Annotated in this window: 19 protein-coding genes; 7 read left to right on the plus strand and 12 right to left on the minus strand. The window is 30.5% G+C overall.

Going from position 1 to position 22,372, the window contains the following annotated elements; all coding sequences use genetic code 11:
- The first annotated feature begins 88 nt into the window (after positions 1-88).
- On the plus strand, positions 89-1,567 hold the full coding sequence (locus tag GQ540_RS10150; protein ID WP_291800650.1) for a Na+/H+ antiporter NhaC family protein: 1,479 nt from the start codon (positions 89-91) through the stop codon (positions 1,565-1,567).
- 12 nt (positions 1,568-1,579) lie between these two features.
- Here the strand turns inward: GQ540_RS10150 and GQ540_RS10155 are convergent, their stop codons facing one another.
- The gene (locus GQ540_RS10155) at positions 1,580-2,866 is read right to left on the minus strand and encodes a DEAD/DEAH box helicase (protein WP_291800652.1); all 1,287 of its coding nucleotides are present in this window, start codon (positions 2,864-2,866) and stop codon (positions 1,580-1,582) included.
- A 123-nt stretch (positions 2,867-2,989) separates the two neighbouring features.
- On the opposite strand from GQ540_RS10155, the gene GQ540_RS10160 reads away from it, so the two are divergent.
- A complete protein-coding gene (locus GQ540_RS10160) occupies positions 2,990-3,796 on the plus strand; it encodes an HAD family hydrolase (RefSeq protein WP_367206035.1) in 807 nt (268 codons plus the stop codon).
- Here the strand turns inward: GQ540_RS10160 and GQ540_RS10165 are convergent, their stop codons facing one another.
- From GQ540_RS10165 to GQ540_RS10180, 4 genes are all read right to left on the minus strand, one after another.
- Positions 3,797-7,660 (minus strand): T9SS type B sorting domain-containing protein, encoded by a 3,864-nt coding sequence (locus tag GQ540_RS10165; RefSeq protein WP_291800654.1) that lies wholly within the window; start codon positions 7,658-7,660, stop codon positions 3,797-3,799.
- A 96-nt stretch (positions 7,661-7,756) separates the two neighbouring features.
- Positions 7,757-8,152 carry a nuclear transport factor 2 family protein gene (locus GQ540_RS10170; protein WP_291800656.1) on the minus strand — a complete coding sequence of 132 codons (396 nt, stop codon included), beginning with the start codon at positions 8,150-8,152 and terminating at the stop codon, positions 7,757-7,759.
- 42 nt (positions 8,153-8,194) lie between these two features.
- Complete coding sequence (locus GQ540_RS10175) at positions 8,195-8,611, minus strand: hypothetical protein (protein ID WP_291800658.1); 417 nt, start codon at positions 8,609-8,611, stop codon at positions 8,195-8,197.
- A 78-nt stretch (positions 8,612-8,689) separates the two neighbouring features.
- Positions 8,690-8,980, minus strand: a complete 291-nt coding sequence (locus GQ540_RS10180; protein WP_291800660.1) for a hypothetical protein — start codon at positions 8,978-8,980, stop codon at positions 8,690-8,692.
- A 92-nt stretch (positions 8,981-9,072) separates the two neighbouring features.
- Here GQ540_RS10180 and GQ540_RS10185 point away from each other — a divergent pair, with 92 nt between their 5' ends.
- From GQ540_RS10185 to GQ540_RS10195, 3 genes are all read left to right on the plus strand, one after another.
- Positions 9,073-9,492, plus strand: coding sequence for an OsmC family protein (locus tag GQ540_RS10185; RefSeq protein ID WP_291800662.1), 420 nt, complete (start codon positions 9,073-9,075; stop codon positions 9,490-9,492).
- A gap of 35 nt (positions 9,493-9,527) precedes the next feature.
- Positions 9,528-11,225, plus strand: coding sequence for a single-stranded-DNA-specific exonuclease RecJ (recJ, locus tag GQ540_RS10190; protein WP_291800664.1), 1,698 nt, complete (start codon positions 9,528-9,530; stop codon positions 11,223-11,225).
- Positions 11,226-11,568: 343 nt separating this feature from the next.
- The gene (locus GQ540_RS10195) at positions 11,569-13,452 is read left to right on the plus strand and encodes a proprotein convertase P-domain-containing protein (protein WP_291800667.1); all 1,884 of its coding nucleotides are present in this window, start codon (positions 11,569-11,571) and stop codon (positions 13,450-13,452) included.
- A 243-nt stretch (positions 13,453-13,695) separates the two neighbouring features.
- Here GQ540_RS10195 and GQ540_RS10200 read toward each other — a convergent pair whose 3' ends face one another.
- The gene (locus GQ540_RS10200) at positions 13,696-14,151 is read right to left on the minus strand and encodes a 3-oxoacyl-ACP synthase (protein ID WP_291800670.1); all 456 of its coding nucleotides are present in this window, start codon (positions 14,149-14,151) and stop codon (positions 13,696-13,698) included.
- A 42-nt stretch (positions 14,152-14,193) separates the two neighbouring features.
- Positions 14,194-15,528, minus strand: a complete 1,335-nt coding sequence (locus GQ540_RS10205; RefSeq protein ID WP_291800672.1) for a Na+/H+ antiporter NhaC family protein — start codon at positions 15,526-15,528, stop codon at positions 14,194-14,196.
- A gap of 95 nt (positions 15,529-15,623) precedes the next feature.
- Here GQ540_RS10205 and GQ540_RS10210 point away from each other — a divergent pair, with 95 nt between their 5' ends.
- A complete protein-coding gene (locus GQ540_RS10210) occupies positions 15,624-16,559 on the plus strand; it encodes a TIGR01212 family radical SAM protein (protein ID WP_291800674.1) in 936 nt (311 codons plus the stop codon).
- A gap of 3 nt (positions 16,560-16,562) precedes the next feature.
- On the opposite strand, the gene GQ540_RS10215 is transcribed toward GQ540_RS10210, so the two are convergent.
- Together GQ540_RS10215 and GQ540_RS10220 are read right to left on the minus strand one after the other, a co-directional pair.
- Complete coding sequence (locus GQ540_RS10215) at positions 16,563-16,787, minus strand: hypothetical protein (protein ID WP_291800676.1); 225 nt, start codon at positions 16,785-16,787, stop codon at positions 16,563-16,565.
- A 68-nt stretch (positions 16,788-16,855) separates the two neighbouring features.
- Positions 16,856-17,500, minus strand: coding sequence for a hypothetical protein (locus GQ540_RS10220; RefSeq protein ID WP_291800678.1), 645 nt, complete (start codon positions 17,498-17,500; stop codon positions 16,856-16,858).
- A gap of 220 nt (positions 17,501-17,720) precedes the next feature.
- Here GQ540_RS10220 and GQ540_RS10225 point away from each other — a divergent pair, with 220 nt between their 5' ends.
- Positions 17,721-18,854 (plus strand): saccharopine dehydrogenase C-terminal domain-containing protein, encoded by a 1,134-nt coding sequence (locus GQ540_RS10225; protein ID WP_291800680.1) that lies wholly within the window; start codon positions 17,721-17,723, stop codon positions 18,852-18,854.
- A gap of 401 nt (positions 18,855-19,255) precedes the next feature.
- On the opposite strand, the gene dinB is transcribed toward GQ540_RS10225, so the two are convergent.
- From dinB to GQ540_RS10240, 3 genes are read right to left on the minus strand one after another with little or no spacing between them, the layout of a single operon-like run.
- A complete protein-coding gene (gene dinB / locus GQ540_RS10230) occupies positions 19,256-20,347 on the minus strand; it encodes a DNA polymerase IV (protein ID WP_291800682.1) in 1,092 nt (363 codons plus the stop codon).
- 22 nt (positions 20,348-20,369) lie between these two features.
- Entirely contained in the window at positions 20,370-20,741 is a 372-nt protein-coding gene (locus GQ540_RS10235) for a hypothetical protein (RefSeq protein WP_291800684.1), read from the minus strand.
- Positions 20,742-20,751: 10 nt separating this feature from the next.
- Entirely contained in the window at positions 20,752-22,371 is a 1,620-nt protein-coding gene (locus GQ540_RS10240) for a CRTAC1 family protein (protein ID WP_291800686.1), read from the minus strand.
- Position 22,372 lies beyond the last annotated feature (1 nt).

Raw genomic sequence — 22,372 nt, forward strand, 5'->3', positions numbered from 1 at the left:
TACTATAATTCAATATTAAAAGTAATCCTAAAATTAGTTGGAATTAGGCTGCACATTTAATTTTTACTACATATTTACACTCCTCTTTATGAATGATTATGGATTTTTATCAATTCTTCCACCAGTTATCGCTATTATTTTTGCATTAAGAACCAAACAAGTTTATATCGCATTATTTTTTGGAATCTGGTTTTCATGGTTTATAATGAACGACTGGAACTTTCTTACAGGAACATTAGCCGCTTTAGAAGGAATGGTGAATGTGTTTAAATCTGAAGGAAATACAAGAACAATTATGTTTAGCGCTTTAGTTGGTGCTTTATTATTATTTATTCAATATTCAAGAGGTGTTGAAGGCTTTGTAAATAAATTAAACATTTTAATAACTTATTTTGAACAAAAGAAAACAGGTTATAGTAGGGTAATTGTACAATTATTAGCAATGGTTACGGGTGTTGTTTTATTTGTAGAAACAAGTATTAGTTCACTAACAGTAGGTACTTTATACCGTCCAATTTTTGATAAATTAAAAATCCCAAGAGAAAAACTAGCATATATAGCCGATTCTAGTTCAGCACCAACTTCAATTTTAATTCCTTTTAACGCTTGGGGAGCATTTATTATGGGTTTATTAATAACTCAAGGCATAGAAACCCCCTTTGCTACACTAATAATCTCCATTAAATATAATTTTTACCCAATTGTAGCTTTATTAATTTTAGCGGCTGTTATTATTTTTAAAAAAGATATTGGACCTATGGCAAAAGCTGAAAAGCGAACCAAAGAAACTGGTAAGCTTATGAATGAAGGTTCTAAACCAATGATTTCAGAAATAGTAACATCATATCCGCCTAAAGAAGGAATTAAAGCAAAAGCCTATAATATGGTTATTCCTTTAGTAACTATGGTGGTAATGATGCCTATTAATTTAGCGTACACAGGTTGGGATAAAGTTGAAAATTATAGTTCTTTCAGACATCATTTTTCACAGGCCATAGGAAAAGGATCAGGATCTTCATCAGTATTATATGCAGTTGTAGCAGCACTTTTTGTAGCCATGATTTTATATCGTATACAAGGAATTATGAAAACCAAGGAAATGGTAGATTTAACATTAAAAGGAATTAGTGAATTAATGCCTTTAGCGTTATTAATGTTACTAGCTTTTGCCATTGGAGATGCTTGTAATCAATTAGGAACAGGAGAATATATTGCAACTGTTTCTAAAGAATGGCTTTCGCCTGAATTATTACCTGCTATTGTTTTTTTAATTAGCTCATTTATTGCATTTTCTACAGGAACTTCTTGGGGAACTTTTGCAATTATGTTAGCCATTTCTTTACCTATGGCTGAAATTCATGGCGCAAATATACATTTGGTAATTGCAGCAACATTAGGTGGTGGTGTTTTTGGAGATCATTGTTCACCAATTTCCGATACGTCAATTATTTCTTCAATGGCATCAGCAAGTGACCATATTGACCATGTTAAAACGCAATTACCTTATGCTTTAATTGGTGGATTGATAAGTACAGTTTTGTATCTTATTATGGGTTTTGTTGTTTAAAGTAAACTTATGTTAATAACGGCGACGCTTTTTTGACGCATTTCTTCTAGATTGGTTTGGGTTTTTAGTTTCACCACCTCTAGGTTTTTGTGCCGAATGATGTTTTATCTTTTTCTTTTGATTTTTTGAAGGACCTTTTGGAATTGGAGCTGATTCAATTTCATCATCAACAAATGGATGTTCACTTATTACAGGAATTTGCTGGTTAATTAATTTCTGAATATCTTTTAAATATGCTTTTTCTTCAATATTACAAAAAGACAAAGCAATACCACTCGCTTTAGCTCTTCCAGTTCGTCCAATTCTATGCACATAGGTTTCAGGAATATTTGGTAAATCATAATTTACAACTAAAGATAAATCTTCAACATCAATACCACGTGCAGCAATATCTGTAGCAATTAATACGTTTAGTTTCCCATCTTTAAAATTACCTAAAGCACGTTGTCTGGCACCTTGTGATTTGTTTCCATGAATTGCGGCAGATTTTATCTGCGATTTTCCTAAAATCTTAACAATTTTATCTGCTCCATGTTTTGTTCTTGAAAACACAAGTACTGAAGCGTTTGGGTTTTCATTTATAAGATGAATTAGCAATTTAGATTTATTAGGTTTACTAACAAAATAAATAGCTTGTTTTACTTTTTCAGCAGTTGCCTGTTTTGGTTTTATGGTTACTTTTTGATAGTTACCAAGAATTTTACTCGATAAATCTATAATTGAAGAAGGCATTGTAGCTGAGAAGAAAAGTGATTGTCTTTTTTCTGGTAATTTGGCAATTATTTTTTTAATATCATGAATAAAACCCATATCCAACATTTGATCAGCTTCATCTAATACAAAGTATTTTATATACTTTAAAGAGATAAACCCTTGCGAAATTAAATCTAACAAACGCCCGGGAGTTGCTACTAAAATATCTGTCCCTCTTCTTAATTCATCAGTTTGTGATCGCTGTTTTACACCACCAAAAATAACCACATTGGTAATACCTGTATATTTTCCGTAATCAGTTATGTTTTGTGCAATTTGTATGGCTAATTCACGTGTTGGGGTCACAATTAGCGCTCTAACTTTTCGTTGTCCTTTATGGTCATTTTTACTATTGTAAAGATGTTGTAATATTGGAATTGTAAACGCAGCAGTTTTACCAGTTCCTGTTTGTGCGCATCCTAGTAAATCTTTTCTATCTAATAAAATAGGAATTGCTTCTGCTTGAATAGGTGTTGGATGTGTGTAACCTTCATCTTCTAAAGCTTTCAAGATTTGGTCGTTAATTCCTAAGTCTGTAAATTTCATGGCGGCAAAGGTAAGTGAATTGTTTTAATAATTGGTTTTGTAAAAAAATATCAAAAAATAGTGTTTAAAACTCAATAGGGATGCTAACATTTGATTGCTTATTTTTACATCTGAAAAAATGAAATGATGGCTTATAAATTAATTTGTACAGATATTGATGGAACACTTTTAAATAAAGACAGAAAACTATCTGAAGCTACAATTAGTGAAGTACAGCGAATTTCTCCAATTCCGTTTGTGCTTATTTCTTCTAGAATGCCAAAAGCTATGAGGCATTTACAACAGCAATTTAAAAATGAAACCACTCCAATAATTGCATATAATGGCGGGTTGATTTTAGATAATGACACTATTTTACATTCAACAGTAATTTGCAATACAGTTTTAGAAGTAATTATAAATCAATGTTCAACAACTTCAATTCATTTAAGCTTGTATTATGCAGATGAATGGTATGTGCCATCAATGGATTTTTGGGCAAAAAGAGAAGCTAATAACACCAAAGTTACTCCAGTTATAAAATCAAATAAAGCTGTTTTATCTCAATGGAAACTAGAAAAGAAAGGTGCGCATAAAATTATGTGTATGGGCGATGAAACTGAAATAGATGCGTTATATACACTATTAGAAAAAAACTTTTCAAATGAAATTATGTTGTATCGTTCTAAGCCAACATACATTGAAATTTCACATCATTCAATTTCAAAAAAAACAGCTATTGAAGTATTATTAAAAAATTGTTATCCTGAAATTTCAATAAAAAACGTAGTCGCTTTTGGTGATAATTATAACGATATTAAAATGTTAAAAGCTGTTGGTTTAGGAGTTGCAGTTGCAAATGCAAAAGATGAAGTACTTCAAATTGCACATAAAATTACCGATACTAATAAAAATGATGGAGTTGCTAAAGTACTTCAGGAATTATTTTAATTAACGTCTAATTAAACTAAAGTGTCCTTTTCTAGTTCTAATAGTTCCGTTAATATCTATTAACTCAACAGAGAACCAATAATCTGTTGAAGGTAATCTCACGCCATTAAAAAAACCATCCCAACCATTACTTGTTGGGTCTATTTTGGTAACTAGTTTTCCAAACCTATCAAAAACAAAAATATTTGAAGTAGCATAAAAATTTTCATTTACACCTAATACTTTCCAAGTATCATTTGCGCCATCATTATTTGGAGTAAAAAATTTTGGGAATCCAATAATTGAAACATCAATTTGTGCAATTCCACAATTATTTTTATCTCTTATAAAAACAGTGTAAACCCCAGGTGTTAGTTGTTCAAAATAAGGTTCATCTTGAAAAGAAGAACTAAATTCATCGGACTTTTTGATAGCAAATTCGTAATCTCCAATTCCTAAATTACCGGTTGCAATTGTAATAGAATTATTTTCAGAATCATCAACTATTGTAATATCATTTTCAGTAATTGTAGCAATAATTGAAGGTTCAATAAGTATGGTTTTAGGAAGAGATTTACAGCCTCCAAGTGAGGTTGCAATTACAGTATATTCACCAGGGCTTGAAATTTCAGCATAAAAATTAGTGCTAATAATAAGTCCACTATTATTTTCCCATTGATATGTGTAATTGCCAGAAGCATTGTAAGTTTCAACAGTAATTGGAGGTAGGTTTAAACAATAAACTGCAGTTTCATCTAACTCAAATTGAGGTTTAGGATTAACAATAAAGTTAACCGTTGTTACAGCAATACAATTAGTATTTAATTCATTTTCTACTTTAACGGTAATTGTTTTTGTATCAGTAAAAAATGGGTTTGGAAGCGGGCTTGATAATGGGGTGTTATTTTCATCAAAATAAGAAACTAACATTCCTGGTTGTCCGTTTAAAATAGTAGTTTCAATAGTTGAAGTATCAAAAGAGAATAGTCCATCAAAATCATCGTCGCATTCTATTATATTTGGAATAGAATATGCTATTGGCTTTTTATCTACAATAAATTCCAATGTAGTTTCATCAAAACAAGCTCCGGTAGAAACATTGGTATTATTATTTGTAACTCTAATTGTAATAATTTGGCTTTTGGTTAAAAAAGGATTTGGCAATGGACTTGATAAAGTAGTTCCATTTTCATCAAAATAACTAACTGTTGCATTTGTTTGAGTATTTAAAACAGTGTTTTCAATAGTTGAAGTATCAAAAGAGAATAGTCCATCAAAATCATCATCACATTGTCTATCAATAGTAACATTATTGGCAATTGGTAACGCTTCAACATGCAATGTAATTACATGGCTTAATCCTAAACATGCGTTTACATCATCACTATCAATTCTAACATAAATTTGTTGTTCCCAAGCAGTTGTATTTTCATAATTAGAAATGTTTACTATTGCATTAATTTCAGAAAGGGCATCATTTAAATTTGCATAAAATGAAATTCTAACTAATTGTGATGAAAATATTGGTTTACTATCAATTAATTGTTGTTCTGCATCGCTAAAATCGAATAAAGTTTTCCCATCTTGGTTATTTGAAGGATTATCTTCACAAGCATAATATTCTAACAAAAAATCAGAAGGTATTTGTGTAGCGCCTACTTTTAAAACTATTTTAGCAAAACGTTCACAACTATTTTTGGTGATAACTTTTACAAAAACTTCACTATTAAGAACTATTGGGTTTTTGTAAGCTATTGGGTTGTTAATTAATTGTGTATGTACATTATCAGTATAAAACTCAAAGGTTTCATTTAGGTGATTTGTAGAAATTAATTCATTGGCTTCATTTAAATTAAAAATGCTAAATCCATCATTACTTAAATCATCGTCACATTGTTCCAAAATAACTTCAGTATTTAATAAAACAGGTAAAGGATTTACTTTTAATTGGAAAGAAATATCAGTAAAACAAGAAGCGTCAAGATTATTAGTTATACGAACATAAATAGTTTGTCCACCAGAAACACTATTAGAAAATGAAGTTGGGTTTATTGGACTTAAATAAGCAGCATCTGTAAAATATGTTAAGGTGAAATTGGAAGCTGATTTTCCATTTAATAAAACGGAAGCGTTTGAAGTTAAATCTACGTTTACAATACCATTTGTATCATCTCCATCTAATAAGTTATCACACACATTCATTATAGGAATATCTATTGGCTGAAGAGGTACAACTGTATCAAAAATAGTAACACTAACAGCTAATCTAGTTGGGCTTTCACATCCATTTACAGTTTGCGAAGCGTAGTAAGTAGTGTTAGTTAGTATTTCAGAAATATTTAAAAGGTTTCCTGCGGAAGGGGTATCATACCATAAAACAGCACTTCCTACAACTGATAAATCAGCTATTGATTTATTTTCAATATCGCAAAACGTTTGAATATTCACTCCAGAAGGTGAAGCTGTATGTTGAACCGTTAAAGTAACAGGAGTTCTACTTGTAGTTGTACATCCATTTTCAGTAGCATCAACATAAAAGGTTGTAGTGTTGGTAACTGTTGGAGAATAGTTGTTTCCTGAAATAATAAAGTTACCTAGATTGTCGTACCAATTCACAATTCCTGCGGAAGAAGTAGCTGAAATAGTCCCAGTTCCTGAACCACAAATTTGAGTTTCAATTACAGAAGTTATTGTTGGGATGTTATATATTGTTGCAATTACAGGTGTTCTAATACCTTCTTCACATAAAACAGTTGAAGAAGCTAAAACATAAAAAGTAGTAGTTGAACTTATGGAAGGTGTTGTAAAATTAGGGCCAGACCCTATGTTTCCTCCAGTTAACGAGTCAAACCATAAAATTGTAGCACCTAAAGTTGCTGTGGCTGATAATGAAACTGTGCCTATACCACAATTTGATTCTTCTGTAATTGAACTAATTTTAGGAACACTAATTTTTGTGCTCGCTGAAATATTTAATATAGGATCGCCTGGCATTCCACCATATTCAACAATATAACCTTGAGGGTGATAATCGCTGTCAGAATCTGGATCACCTGATTCAGCTAAATCATTCCAAGAACCGGGCAGGCCCACGCCAGGAGCTGTAATATGTGCATAATTTTCATTTCCTAAATTATTGGGTTCGCCTGAATTCCAAAAGGCAAAAGGTATATCGGCACCAATTGTAGTTCCCCCAGCCGTACCAAACCAAAAAGTTAATCCAGCTTCTGGGCCTGTCATCCATTTCCATGTATTTTCAATTTCAGAATCACTACCACCAATCCATCCAAAATTTGAAGATTGTTCACCTGTTATTTGAGCCTCTTCAATTGAAGTTACAGTTGCTAAATAACCTTGTAATCCATAATGAAATTTACTTTCAGCAGCAGTTTTTGCAGCTGTCCAAGAGATTCCTTTATCAGGCACAAATTCATAAAAATGTCCGTTAGATGGTAAATAATTAGCCTCATCTATAGTAATTGAAAATAATTTCTCACCTGAAATTAAGGAAGTACTACTTTCAAAAACAACATCTTTTACAGCGGCAATTAAATCTAAATATGCAGTTGCTGATGGAGTTAAAGCGGATAAATTTAATTTTCCTTCAAGCGCATCCCAAGAAGTTGAAATAGTTGGATGACTTCCAAGTAACGTTAGTGTATCTTCACCTTGTATGTAGTTTTCTGAAATTTGTATAAATAGTTGATTTATTTCTGCATCACCTGGAATAATATCAAAGTTTGTAACAATATTTTGTTGACTTAACGGACAGTATAATTGATTTCCAGTAGCTGTAACAATTGGAGGAATTTGCGCCCAATTGTTTTGAATTAAAAAAATTGAAAAGAATAAAGAAAATAAAGTGGTAAATCTTTTTTGAGACATTAAAAAATGATAAATATTTTTACAGCGTAAAAATACATAATTGTTTTAACATTAAGAGTAATATTAATAGTATTTAGAATTGAGCATATTCAAGTATTAATCCCAAACAAATTTCCATGTATCATCAGCTTGTTTTTTCCAAACAGTATGAAAAACACCATTGGTTTTAACTGTATTCCCTTCAGGATTTAGATATGAGTAGTTGTATTTTCCATAAGTGTAGCCTAAATCTCCAGAATTTGAAACTTCAACAAAGCTGGTTTCCCAAACAAGCTTAATAAGTGTATTTTTTTCTGATTGATTTTCAAAATAAATGCACATCTCTTTTTGGCCTTTTATTAATGAGTTGTTTCGCATTAATACTGCTTTTTCATCAGAAAAAGTTAGAAAAGCACTTTTAACACCTTCTTTTTTAACCATTTCAGCAAAACTTTGCTCGGTTTTAATAATTTCTTTTTTCCATTTTTCAATGGTTTCTTTTGAAGTTTTCATTTAAAAAGTAAGGGAATTATATGATGTACGATTATATAATTATTAAAAATCAATAATTATATAATCGTTTTCTAGGAAATTTTCTTTTTCAAAATCAATATTTAAAAATTTTATAGAAGCTTCTAGTGTGCTAAAAACCTTTGTGTTTTTTCTAAAAAAAGGGTCAAAGGTAATTAACATTGATAAAGCAGTGGCTTTTGGTTTAGAAGTAATAATACCCCACTTTACCTCCCTCTCTTTTGTCATGTTTTTAACAAATTTAATGTATTCATTAACTTCAAAAATAGAAATCTTAAATTTAGCTTGCGCCACGTTGGTTAGCACCTTATCAAATTGCATGAATTGTTCGTCTGCACTAAGTTTTTCAAATAAAGTTTTTAACTCCGTGAAATTAAAAGTACCTGAAATAATTTCAACTAACAGCTTCTTTTTTGGGTATATTTTATATTTAAGCTTCATAGCAACTAATTAATTTTAACATAGCATACAATAAACTAATAAGATACTCATAAAGGTACAAATTATATGATGAGAATATTAATAATAATTAAAAATCATAAAGATTACAAAAACGCCAATTGCAAAAAATAACCAATATATATGTTGTTTACGATACTCTTTTCTAGCCTCTTCTTTAATTTTAGTTTTAATTAGTTTTAATTTTGATATAGAGATTTCAGGAAAATCATATTCAGGTTTTGGTTGTTCTTTCTTTGAAAAATTTATTTTTCTATTATTTCCTTTAAATTTATTTCTACGAGAAACTTTTAAGGCTGCATTTTTCCTTATTCTGTTCATCATATCCACTATGTGACCTCCTGCACTCATTTTTAACTGTGGTTTAGTAGTTAAATTGTAAAGAATGTTACCAATATGCAGTATAATTCTTTTAAATTTGCACTTTTAAAATTAAAACTATTATGACAAATAAAATAGAAGTTAATTGGAAAGGGCAAATGCTTTTTGAATCTGTAGCGCCTGAAGGAAGTGTTATGATTGATGCAGCTGAAGAAGTTGGAGGCCAAGGGAAAGGGTTACGTCCAAAAGCAATGATGTTAACAGCTATGGCTGGTTGTACAGCAATGGATGTTGCTTCACTTTTGAAAAAAATGCGTGCTGAGGTTGATGATTTTAAAATTGAAGTTGAAGCTAATTTAACTGATGAACACCCAAAATATTACGATAAAGTTCATGTAACGTACCGTTTTTATGGAAGCGATTTTAAAAAAGATAAAATTGAAAAATCGGTAAACCTTTCAGTTGATCGTTACTGCGGTGTCATGGAAATGTTTCGCCAATTTTCTAAACTTACAACAGAAATTTTATACATAGAGCAATAAAATAATTTGCTTACTTTTGAGGAAAAAGCAATGCTATGCGCTGGACATTAAAATCCGAAATAAATCCTCAAATAACTTCAAAATTGGCTCAAGAATTAGGAGTTGAAAACACCATTGCTAAATTGTTAGTCAATCGTGGAATAGAAACTTTTGAACAAGCCAAAGATTTTTTCAGGCCCAATTTGAATAAATTACACAATCCATATTTAATGAAAGATATGGATTTGGCTGTTGCCAGAATTGAAAAAGCAATTTCTGAGAGTGAAAATATATTAGTTTATGGAGATTATGATGTTGATGGAACAACTTCAGTTTCATTAGTTTCATCTTATTTAAAAACAATTCATCCAAACATTGCCACTTATATTCCTGATAGATATGCTGAAGGCTACGGTATTTCTTTCCAAGGAGTAGATTATGCTGAAGACAATGAAATTACACTTATTATTGCGCTAGATTGTGGAATAAAAGCCGTTGACAAGGTTAAATACGCAAAAGAAAAAGGTATTGATTTTATAATTTGTGACCATCACCGTCCTGGAGATGAAATTCCAAATGCTATTGCTGTTTTAGATCCAAAACGATCAGATTGTAATTACCCGTATAAAGAATTGTGTGGTTGTGGCGTTGGTTTCAAATTAATTCAAGCTTTGGCTGGTGAAAGAAATCAAACAATTGATAATTTAGTTGAATACTTAGACTTGGTTGCTACTGCAATTGCTGCTGATATTGTTCCAATTACGGGTGAAAACAGAATTTTAGCATATTTTGGTTTGCAAGTAATTAATCAAAACCCAAGAACTGGTTTCAAAGCAATGATTCAGCAAGTAAAAAAAGAAAAATTTACAATAACGGATGTTGTTTTTACTATTGCACCAAGAATTAATGCTGCTGGAAGAATTAAACATGGAAATTATGCGGTTGAACTTTTAACTGAAATGGATTTTGATACGGCTGTTAAATTTGCTTCAGAAATTGAAAAAAACAATACAGATAGAAAAGAGTTGGATAAAAACATCACTATTGAAGCATTGCAACAAATTGAAGATAATAAGGAACAACATACTTTTTCAACAGTTGTTTATGCTAAAAATTGGCATAAAGGTGTTATTGGTATTGTGGCTTCTAGATTGATAGAAACCTACTACAAACCAACCTTAGTGTTTACAAAAAGTGGTGATAAATTAGCAGCTTCAGCACGTTCAGTAAAAGGGTTTGATGTATATAATGCATTAGAAAAATGCTCAGAATTTATTGAACAATTTGGAGGTCATAAATATGCAGCTGGTTTAACTTTAGAACCATCAAATTACGAAAATTTCAAATCAAAGTTTGAAGAAGTTGTAAAAAACACGTTACCTAACGAGCTTAGAACACCTGAAATTTTTATAGATTCAGAAATTAATTTATCAGAAATTTCGCCAAAATTCTTTAGAATATTAAAACAATTTGAACCTTATGGACCTCAAAATATGAAACCTGCTTTTACAGCTAGTGGATTAAGAGATAATGGTTATGGGAAAAAAGTGGGTGCAGATGAAACTCACTTAAAATTGAACATTTTTCAAGGATCAGATCAAAAAACATATAATGCAATAGGTTTTAGTTTGGGTGAAAAACACCAACTAACACAAAAAGGAAACTCTTTTAAAGCTGTTTTTAATATTGATGAAAACCATTGGAATGGAAACACATCTTTACAACTTTTACTGAAAGATATAGAAGAAGAATAAGTTGTTTTTATTTAATGAAGGTTAGTTTTTGTTTACAATTTTGGCTATTCTAAGAGAATTTATCTAAAATACGTATATTATTAAAACGTTAATAATATATAATTTATTGATGTTTTGGTTATATCTAAATAATATAATTATACGTTGAAATTCAGTGTAATAGCTATCCAAATACACATAAATAATGCGCGTGTTAACGCAACTATAAGAAAATCAATGTGTTACAAGTGAAAGTTGTTTAAGAATAACTAATTTAATTCATAGTTTTTTCCTATCTTTGTTTAAAACGCATGGAAAAACGAACTATTAACCCCGTAGTAACAATATAATAACCCCGAAAAAAATGTTAAAAAAAGCGCTTACTTTTTTAGGTTTCTTTTTAGCAATAACACTCACAGTTTATTGCTTAAATACCTATGCCAAAATAAATACTGAGCTTGCTACAAATACTAGCGTTGGGTATTATAAAAATACCGAAACAGCAATAGCTACGTATCCTGTAGGAAAAAACAATAAAATAATTGAAGTTGATGCTCCTGAAAAGGTGATGGCCGGGAGTTTTACATTAACACCCGTCAATAGTCCTGTGCATACGTGTAATACAATTGATGCTGCAACTTTCACAATTAGCTATGCAACAACAGTTGATTATGATGAAACAACGACTTTCTCAGCTTCTTCAGCCAATCCAGAGCTTGCGGGCGCTATATATAGCTTTCCTTCTGGAGACTTAACAGTTGGCCCAGTAGATTTTAATATGGTTACTACAAATTTAACAGGTATTGCACCGGGAACATATACAATTACAGTTCTTGGAACTGGTAGTGGTGCGGCTACATTCTCTGTAGATGTTACTTTAACAATTGATGATTTTACTGTTGTTGTTGCTAATACTACAGCTCCAGTTAATGGCGCTACAGGTATTGCCATTGTTGGACATACGTTTACTTGGAATGCTTTTTCTAATGCAACTTTTTATTTTTTAGATATTGCTACTGACCCTGGATTTACAACAATTGTTAAATCTAAAAAAGTAACAACAGGTACATCTTGGGTAAATGATTTTACATTAACACAAGGAACAATATATTATTGGAGAGTTAGAGGTAGAAATGCTTGTGTAGCTGCTCCAGGGACAATTTCAACAACTAAAAATTTCCAAACTCTAGCATTAGATGATACTTGTGGTGCTCCAATAGATAGTGGAACTATTAATCTTGGAATACCTGATGCTGGTTCAATATCAAATGTTTTAAATGTAGCGTCTAGTATTACAATTAGCGATGTAAATGTAACTCTAAATATTACGCACGATCTTATTAGTGATCTAGTAGTTACTTTAGAATCTCCGTTAGGAACAACAATTACGTTGTTTGATAATCAATGTGGTGATCAAAATTTGAATGCAACTTTTGATGATTCTGGAAGTTTAATATCTTGTACGTACCCAATAACTGGTTTAATCACACCCGTTAATGCGTTATCAAGTTTTAATGGTGAAGATACTGCGGGTAATTGGACTTTAACATTAACGGACTCTTTTGGTGGTGATGTTGGAACTTTGGTTAGTTGGTCTTTAGAACTTTGCGAGGCTGTTGCAGCAACTGTTACAGATTCTGTACTTTTTCCACATGATGATTATAATTTTTTATCTAGTAGTGTTGGTTCTGAATTAGTTCCTTTATGGTTAGAAGCTACAAGTGCAGGATCTACTGCTTTAGAACAAGTATTTACCATTACCCAACTTCCAACTTATACTTTATTTAAAAATGGAGTTGCATTTATTGCTATTGGTGAGACGTTTACACAAGACGATATAAATAATAATTTAATTACTTACAACAATACTGCACCAGGAACTGAAATAGACACTTTTATGGTTGATATTACCAATGCAACCAATGGATTTTTACCAAATCAGATAATTACCATTAATCTTGACCTTGATGCTTTATTAGGTGTAGATGACGACTTTTTTATAAAAACAGGAATTTCAATATTTCCTACGGTTTCAAATGGAGAGTTTAAAATTTCTTCTAGTAAATATTTAGGGAAAGCTATAATAGAGTTATATACTTATACTGGTATGCGTGTATTTACAGATGAATTAAACTTTAATGGAAACACTTTAGAGTCTGTAAATGTTTCTAATTTAGCACAAGGAATTTATATTTTAAAAATAATTTCAGACACAACTGTTGGAAGTAAAAAAATAATTATTAGATAATATTAAATCTAAAACACAACAGATTACTTCGTCGTGAAAAACTCCTCGTAATAACACGTCATTGCGAAGTTTTGAGAAAAACTGCGGCAATCTGTTTCTTTGTAAAAGATGACTACGTTGTGAGAAACTCCTTATAATAACACGTCATTGTGAATGCAACACAGTGAAATGAAGCAATCTCATGATTAAATATAAAAAGTAATAGATTATTTTGTTGTTATGGTTCCTTGTAAAGACTATGTTTTAATAAATCTCTAAAATTTTAGCTTCATTAAAAGGAATAACAGCACCAATACTTTTCCCTAATAATTGTTTTCCAATTGGTGAATTTGTAGAAACTGCATAAAAATTCACAGAATTAATAGTTATTTCACCAACACTTATAGCTAAATAATAATTTACTTTGGTAGTTTTAATTAAACTTCCCAAACAGATAATTTTAGAAGTTTTTTGAGTCTCTATTTTAGCTAACACTTCTTTCATTTCAATAATTGAGGCTAATTGTTGACTAGCTTTCTCCATTTCTAATTGCAACATTGCTCTTCCTGTTTCATGTTTATCACCGGCCGAACTTTTAGTTTCGGAAAACAAGGATTTTTTGTTAGATTCAATAATTGAAGTAACAGTGTTGTGTTTTTCTTCAACAAACAACAAACAAGCTTTATATAATTTTATTTTTATTTCTAAGAAATTCTTCATAATTTAAGAGTAAAAATAGCTCAATAAATTTTCATAAAAAATTTAAAAACCAATATAAACTGCAACAACAATTGCTATAGCTCCAACGCTTAATATTACCAACGTAAATTTAAAAATGAACTTAAACCACTTATTAAAAGGTATTCCTGCAATGGCTATAATTGCCATTAAAGCGCCTTGTGTTGGATAAATTAAATCCGTCATAACAGCACCATATTGATAAGCTAATACACAAACCTGACGAGAAATTCCAATTAAATCAGATAATGGAGCTAAAATGGGCATTGTTAAAATGGCTTGACCCGAATAACTTGAAACTGGAAAATGTAACAAAGATTGAGAAACCATCATGGAGATAGCCGCTAAGCTTTTTGGTAAGTATTGCATTGGCTTAAACAAACCGTATATGATTGAATCTATAATCATTCCTTGTTTTAAAATAATTGAAATACTACTTGCAAAACCAACAATCATAGCGGCAAAAACTAATTCTTTAAAACCATTAATATAGGTTTCAATAGTGCCGTTCATTCCTAGTTTTCCAATTAAACCAACTAGTATTCCAAGTGCGAAAAATTCTGCTGACATTTCATTAAATCCCCAGTTATATTTCATCATTCCAATAACCAAAATAACAAAAGCTATCCCAACAAGTATTAAAATTAGAATACTTCGTACACTTACTTTTTCAATCAATTCATTCTTTTCTACAAGCTTTTCAATTTTGTTTTTATTTGCATATCTAATAATCATAAACATCCAAACTACAAATGCAATAAACATAATTATTAATCTAAATTCACTTCCCGAAAGAAATTCTAAACCAGTTTCTTTTTGAGCAATTACAACTGCAAACGGATTAATTGGACTAAAAGAAGCGCCTAAAATTGCAGATCCAAAACTTATGGCAATTGCCACAAAAGCGTTATAACCTAAACGCGAAGTTAAATAGAGTAAAACAGGCATCATTGCAATTATTTCTTCTTGCAAACCCATAAGTGCACCAGCAATTAAAAAAATAATAGAAACTAATATTAATACAATTTCTTCTCTTCCTTTGAGTTTTACAGTTAAAAATGTAATCCCTTCTTTTAGTGCTCCTGTTTTTTCAATCACATAAAAACAACCGCCAATTAAAAGAATTAGCGCAATTAAATCTGCTCTATCTACTATTCCTTCGGGAATAGATACGATTGTTTTAAAAATTGAAATTGGTTCTGCGTCAACTAATTTGTAAGAATTTGGAACTACGGTTACCTGATTCGTTTCTGGATTGGTAATTCTTTCGTATTGTCCTTGAGGAATAATGTAGGTTAAAATTGCAGAAAGCAAGATAAACCCAATCATAATGACTAGCGCATTCGGGAATTTTTTCATTCGTTTAGTTAGTTAGTATTTTGAAAGGTAGTAAAAAAATATAACCAATAGGTTTTTAGGTAATTATACTAGATAATCTTAATTTTGAATCGCAGATGAAAAAAGTGAATTTTACAGGAAAAAGGTACTTAGATTACTCTTCTTTTATCAAATCGATATTTGGTGAAAGAGTTCAAAAAATATCGTTAGATATTGGTTTTTCTTGTCCGAACAGAGATGGTTCAAAAGGATATGGCGGTTGCACGTATTGTAATAATAATACGTTTAATCCTGATTATTGCGAGCCAACAAAAAGTATTAAAGAGCAACTAGAACAAGGTATTTTCTTCTTCGGTAAAAAATACAAAGCGCAACAATATTTAGCATATTTTCAAGCCTATACAAATACATATTCCGATTTAGATTCGCTTAAAAAAATGTATGAGGAAGCGTTAAATGTTGAAGGAGTTATTGGGTTGGTTATTGGAACAAGACCCGATTGTATTTCAGAAGAAATTATTGATTATTTATCTTTTTTATCAGAAAAAAACTTCATTTCGTTAGAATTTGGCGTTGAAAGTACTTTAAACAGAACATTGGAGAATGTAAACAGATGCCATACGTTTGAAGAAACTAAAGTAACGTACGAAAAATGCAAAAACAAAGGGTTTCATTTAGGTGCTCATTTAATAATTGGGTTACCAGGAGAAACAAAAGAGGAGTTGCTAAACCACGCTATTGAAATTTCTAAATTACCTATTGACACTCTAAAACTACACCATTTACAAATTGTAAAAAAGTCTGTGATGGAAGTTCAATACAAACGAAATCCTGAGAATTTCAACTTATTCACTTCAGAAAATTACATTGATTTTATAAGTGATTTTATCGGTAATTTACGCCCAGATATAATTATTGAACGCTTTATTAGTGAAACGCCACAAGGTTTATTAATTGCGCCAAAATGGAACAACCTTAAAAATTTTGAAATAGTTGCTAAAATTGATAAAAAACTCATTGAAAAAAATACGTGGCAAGGGAAAAATTATTAGGTTTTACTGCTCATTCAAAAGAACTGTGCTCCAAGTACGCATATCATTCCACAAGCTTTCATTATCGATATCTGAAATATATAATTCATAATATCTTGCTTCATAGTTTGTATATCCTAATTCAATTCCTGTAGCCGGATTTCCACTTGTAACTTTATCAACGCCGGTAAATGGCGAAGTCCAAGAAGTTAATGCTTGAAACATAATATAAGTATCGTCAGAAACCATATTTATTTGGAAATGCTTCTCTTATATTGTGTACTGAAACACTAACTAATTGCGTTAATAAATTTTTCTCATGTATAAGAAGCTAAATTAACCAATTTCCCAGAAGTATCTCGTATTCCAGATAAGCCCATAACAGGAGCGTCCACCGATTCAAGAGTTGGATGTTCAGATAATGGAATCATTGTTCCGTCAGCTAATGCAACTTGATGATTTGCTAAAGCTTCAGCTGCATTACCCCAAGCTTCTAATCCAAATGCATCCCAAGGAACTGGACTTCCTGATGAAAAATTCCAAGTTTCAGAAGCACTATCTAAAACATATTGTGGTGTGTTAAAAACTAAAACTTCTAAAGTTAGTTTTTGATTAATGTCTTGTAATTTTGCAATAGCATCATCAATGGTAGTGTAATTGTAATTTCCTTGAGATGGCTCTAGTTCTCCCCAATTAATTCTTAAGGTAAAACCCGAAACAAAATCGTAATCACGAATATTTCCCGTTGTATTTCCATTGCTTAAAACGTAAATTCCTTTTGGGTTTGTATCATTATCAGAATTCCCTGTAGTGTCTTCATTATTTACAGTATCATAAATAATAGGATTGTCAGAATTTGAACAGTTAAAAAATAAAATTGATAGAAACAAAACAAGTGCTTGTTTTTTTATTTTAAAGGGTGTTTGAGAGTTTGGTTTATGTATACCTACATGTTTAGACACTTAAAATACTAAAAAGTTTAATAGTCGTATTAAAAAAATCACATGACATAAATTGTTTAAAATTTTGTATGTTTAACATATGTTTATAAAAGCTGTAAAACACCTTTCTGAAATGCCTTGGGTTTTTATTCCCGGTTTATAGGTTAACATAACTTTTCCTGTTCGTAAGAATTTCTATTTACAACAAAATTTCATCATTCATTTTAAATTTAAAAACAGTATGAGCAATATAATTGTATTAGGTGCCGGTATGGTTGGTAGTACTATGGCTATTGATATGGCAAAAAAACATAACGTAACAATCACAGATTTTAGTGAAAAAGCATTAGAAAAAGCTATAAAAAAATGTGACAAACTTATTCCTGAAATTCTAGATGTAACAGATAAAAAATTACTTCAAGAAATAATAAAGCCCTTTGATTTGGTAATATGTGCGGTGCCTGGATTTTTAGGTTTTGAAACTATGAGAGCTATTATTGAAGCTAAAAAAAATGTAGTTGATATTTCATTTTTCCCTGAAAATTCTTTAGAATTAGATACGCTCGCAAAACAAAAAAATGTAACCGCTATTGTAGATTGTGGAGTAGCTCCAGGAATGGGAAATATAATTTTAGGGTATTACAATGAAAAATTAAAATTAACCGATTTTGAATGTCTGGTTGGTGGTTTACCAAAAGTAAAAAAATGGCCTTTTAGTTATAAAGCACCTTTTTCACCTGTTGATGTTATTGAAGAATATACGCGTCCGGCTCGTTATGTTGAAAACAGTCATATTATTGTAAAAGAAGCTTTATCAGATTGTGAATTTGTGAATTTTGATGGAGTTGGAACACTTGAATCCTTTAATTCTGACGGATTACGTTCTATTATTTTTACGATGCCTCATATTAAAAATATGAAAGAAAAAACATTGCGTTACCCAAATCATATTGAATATATAAAAGTGTTAAAAGCAAGTGGGTTTTTTAATGAAAAAACAATAAATATTAACGGAACTGAGGTTTCTCCTTTAGAATTTTCTTCAAAAATCTTATTTAACGAATGGAAACTAGGCGATACTGAAGAAGAACTTACTGTGATGCGAATAACGCTTAAAGGAACCAATGAAATAGGAGAAAATAAAACCATTGTTTATAATTTACACGATGAATATTGTGCTGATACTCAAACTTCATCTATGGCGCGTACAACTGGTTATACCGCAACTGCGGCTGCCAATATGTTTTTAGATGGTTTGTTTAGTGAAAAAGGTGTTTTTCCTCCTGAGTTGTTTGGAAAACATGAAGAGTGTTTTAAGTATGTTTTAAATTATTTAAAAGAACGAAATGTGATTTATAAAATGGAGGATTTTTAATATATTATTTTATACTTAATTTAAAATCGACAAACTAATTTATTACAACATAAAGGCATTATTGTGGAGACTATTTTAGTTTATAATTTAATTTTTAGAAAAGAAATAATTAAATTATAAACTTAAGCACAACGCCTCATAAAATTTTTGCTTAAATTTGAACTAACACAAACTACAAACATTTAAAGAAAATATCATGGCAAAAGGTAGAGATTCACAGAAAAACGTTAAAAAAGAACCGGCTAAAACTCCAAAAGAAAAAAAAGCAGAAAAGAGACTGAAAAAAGCGAAATAAGATTACTTGTTTTCTTAAAACCCTCAACACTAAACCGTTATTATTCTTACGTAGATCGGGATCCACAAACTAGATTTCTTTCTACGTAAGAATGATATACTAATTGTTAAAACTCAAATTTTAACTGAATATCAATTGCTTTTTCAATTTTTTTTGAATGAATATTTAAGTTAGTAACTGAAATTCCTAACAAACGTACTGAGTTCATTACTTTTTCTTGAAAAAGTAATTCTTTAACGGTTTCAAATAAAATTGTTTTGTCTTTCACAAAATAGGGCACTGTTTTACTGCGAGTTTGTGTTTTAAAATCGCTGTATTTTATTTTTAAAGTGATGGTTTTTCCTGAAACTTTTGAATGAATTAATCGTTGTTCTAATTCGGCTGAAATTTTTTCTAATTTTTCGAGCATAAATATTTCAGAAGTCAAATTTTTTATAAATGTATGTTCTGCAGCAACTGATTTTCTAAGTCGGTTTGGTTTTACTTCACTATGGTGAATTCCGCGAACAATATTGTAATAATGACTACCAGATTTTTTAAAATGCTGAGCTAAAAATTCCTGACTTTTATCTTTTAAATTTTCCCCGTTAAATATTCCTAAACTGTACATTTTTGCAGCAGTTACTTTCCCAATTCCAAAGAATTTTTCAATAGGTAATTCTTCTAAAAAAGAAAGAACTTCTTCTGGTGGAATAGTTTTTTGTCCGTTTGGTTTATTAATATCAGAAGCAATTTTAGCAACAAATTTACTGTTTGATATTCCTGCGGAAGCATTCAAATGCAATTCATTAAAAATCCGTTGTCTTATTTCTTTTGCAATTAAACTTGCTGATGGATTTCCTTTTTTGTTTTCAGTAACATCTAAATAAGCTTCATCTAATGAAAGTGGCTCAATCAAATCGGTATAATCATAAAAAATAGCGCGTATTTTTTGAGAAATTTCTTTATATCTCTCAAATCGAGGTTTTACAAATAGTAAGTGTGGACAATTCTTTTTGGCTATTACACCACTCATTGCCGAACGAACATTAAATTTTCGCGCTTCATAACTTGCTGCTGCAACAACACCACGCTCTCCACCACCTCCAACAGCTACAGGTTTACCTCTTAATTCAGGATTGTCTAATTGTTCAACAGATGCAAAAAAGGCATCCATATCTATATGAATTATTTTACGATGTTGTACATTTTCGTTCACTTTATAAAACTACAAAACTTTACTATTTCTTTTTGATTAGTATCCATTTTAATGAAATTAAACTGGCGAAAATTATAAAAGAAATATAACACATTGGAAAACCATGTTCGGTTTTTGGACATTGTACATTTCCAAATAACTGACCAATAGTTGCGTAAGTTGCAATTAGCAAGGCTGTGCCTGTAAATACAAAGTAAATGACTTTTCCTTTAGTTAAAATATGAGCAATAAAAGGAATTAATAAACAAGAAAAAATAATATAACAAGCTGGAATTATACCTAATTTAGGGCAAGTTCCTATTTTTAAAAATTCATGATATGCTAAATTTCCAGCGCCTAACAACCCAAAAATAAAAACGAGATAAATACTGTAATCAATTACTTTTCTCTTCATTATAAAATTATTATTCATCAATAGTAATGGTTGTATTTATGGCTACCTTTTCAATAGTTTGATTCGTTCCATCTGTTTTATGAATAACAATTGAAGTAATAGTTTCTAGAGTGCCCAAACCAAAAATTAAGGTATTAGATTGATCACTACATAAACCCTCTCCAATAACATTGTAATTTGTTTGTGAGCTGTTTTCTGTATTAATAGTAATTGCTGCGCCAATTAAGTTAACAGCATCTTTCATTTTTACTTTTAAATAGTTTGCTGTTCCACCATTATTCATAAACCCTTTTACTTCGCCATTTAAATTAGCATAAACCAAATCGGGATAACCATCATTATTAAAATCGCTACTTAAAGGCGTAATTGCATAGTTTTTATTTTCAACATTTGCTTGTTGTTCTGTTGCTGCAAAAGCTCCATCTTCTAACTGCACTAAAAATCTGCAAGGTAATTTAAACAAAGCTTGAGGCGGAAATGCAATATAGTTTTCAGCAACTACCAAATCTTGTTTACCATCAAGGTTAAAATCTTCAAAAATAGCGCCCCATGAAAATTCAAATTCAGCAATATTAGTTTCTTTGGCTGTGTTTTTAAATTCACCAGTTCCATCATTATTAAATAAAATCCAATCGGTAAATAATTCTTGACCTTCTGTTAGATCTCCTTTTGCTAAAATTTTTGGTACTGAAGTTCCTGTGTTTGAAAAAAAGAAATCAACCGTTTCATTGTTATCATAATCTCCTAAAGCAATTCCCATTGGGTATGAATATTTTCCAGTTAGCGGATTATTTTTTAATGTGAAAGAAACTCCATCTTGGTTTATGTAAATTCTTGGTTCTCCAGTATCATAAGCTACTACTAAATCTAGTTTACTGTCTTTATTTACATCTACAAAAATGCCTTGGAACGTATTATGAATATATTCTAAACCTGCTGATTTTGTTATATCTGTAAAGGTATTATCTCCATTATTCAACAACAACACGCTAGAACCACCATACGCCAAATCATTAAAAATAGTTTGCCCTTCCATCAGCTCTTTTTTAATGTAACCAGCAACAAACATGTCTATAAATCCATCTTGGTTTATATCACCTAATGTTAAAGAAATTGCCGTTGATTTTTCATTTAATTGCACATTTATTTCTTCTGAAGAAAAAGTACCATTGTTGTTTAATAAAACAAAAACACCTGTATCACGTGTTACTAAAATATCTGTAAATCCATCTTGATTAAAATCGTATGAAACAGCACCTAATGTGTTTCCTGTTTTTGAAGGTAATTTTACATCTTTAGAAATATTTTTAAATGTGTCATTTTCATATTGAAATAAGCCATCTTGTTGGCTACTTCCGCCACCAATAAAAAGTTCATCAATACCATCATTATTTATATCAATTAAGCAAGAACCTAAAACAGGCAAACTGGTTTCATCATTAAATTGATGTTTAAAATTGATGGTTATTTCTTCAAACTTTGGAATTAAATGATCTGCAACAGTTAAGTCACAACCTTTCACTGAAAGTGGCATAGCAACATACGGGTTTGTAGTGTCTTTCCAAAAATAAGTTAATAAAGTTCCAATTAATACGATTATTAACAGTAAAACCCATTTAATTTTTTTCATT

The organism is Lutibacter sp., assembly GCF_013139515.1.
Classification (GTDB): Bacteria; Bacteroidota; Bacteroidia; order Flavobacteriales; family Flavobacteriaceae; genus Lutibacter.

Bases quoted from the DNA above. Each gene is read 5' to 3' on its own strand.
- GQ540_RS10165 (WP_291800654.1), bottom strand. From the start codon at position 7,660: ATGTCTCAAAAAAGATTTACCACTTTATTTTCTTTATTCTTTTCAATT.
- recJ (WP_291800664.1), top strand. From the start codon at position 9,528: ATGCGCTGGACATTAAAATCCGAAATAAATCCTCAAATAACTTCAAAA.
- GQ540_RS10170 (WP_291800656.1), bottom strand. From the start codon at position 8,152: ATGAAAACTTCAAAAGAAACCATTGAAAAATGGAAAAAAGAAATTATT.
- GQ540_RS10180 (WP_291800660.1), bottom strand. From the start codon at position 8,980: ATGAGTGCAGGAGGTCACATAGTGGATATGATGAACAGAATAAGGAAA.
- GQ540_RS10185 (WP_291800662.1), top strand. From the start codon at position 9,073: ATGACAAATAAAATAGAAGTTAATTGGAAAGGGCAAATGCTTTTTGAA.
- GQ540_RS10150 (WP_291800650.1), top strand. From the start codon at position 89: ATGAATGATTATGGATTTTTATCAATTCTTCCACCAGTTATCGCTATT.
- GQ540_RS10205 (WP_291800672.1), bottom strand. From the start codon at position 15,528: ATGAAAAAATTCCCGAATGCGCTAGTCATTATGATTGGGTTTATCTTG.
- GQ540_RS10235 (WP_291800684.1), bottom strand. From the start codon at position 20,741: ATGAAGAGAAAAGTAATTGATTACAGTATTTATCTCGTTTTTATTTTT.
- GQ540_RS10195 (WP_291800667.1), top strand. From the start codon at position 11,569: ATGTTAAAAAAAGCGCTTACTTTTTTAGGTTTCTTTTTAGCAATAACA.
- GQ540_RS10155 (WP_291800652.1), bottom strand. From the start codon at position 2,866: ATGAAATTTACAGACTTAGGAATTAACGACCAAATCTTGAAAGCTTTA.
- GQ540_RS10210 (WP_291800674.1), top strand. From the start codon at position 15,624: ATGAAAAAAGTGAATTTTACAGGAAAAAGGTACTTAGATTACTCTTCT.
- GQ540_RS10225 (WP_291800680.1), top strand. From the start codon at position 17,721: ATGAGCAATATAATTGTATTAGGTGCCGGTATGGTTGGTAGTACTATG.
- GQ540_RS10160 (WP_367206035.1), top strand. From the start codon at position 2,990: ATGATGGCTTATAAATTAATTTGTACAGATATTGATGGAACACTTTTA.
- GQ540_RS10200 (WP_291800670.1), bottom strand. From the start codon at position 14,151: ATGAAGAATTTCTTAGAAATAAAAATAAAATTATATAAAGCTTGTTTG.
- GQ540_RS10240 (WP_291800686.1), bottom strand. From the start codon at position 22,371: ATGAAAAAAATTAAATGGGTTTTACTGTTAATAATCGTATTAATTGGA.
- GQ540_RS10175 (WP_291800658.1), bottom strand. From the start codon at position 8,611: ATGAAGCTTAAATATAAAATATACCCAAAAAAGAAGCTGTTAGTTGAA.
- GQ540_RS10215 (WP_291800676.1), bottom strand. From the start codon at position 16,787: ATGGTTTCTGACGATACTTATATTATGTTTCAAGCATTAACTTCTTGG.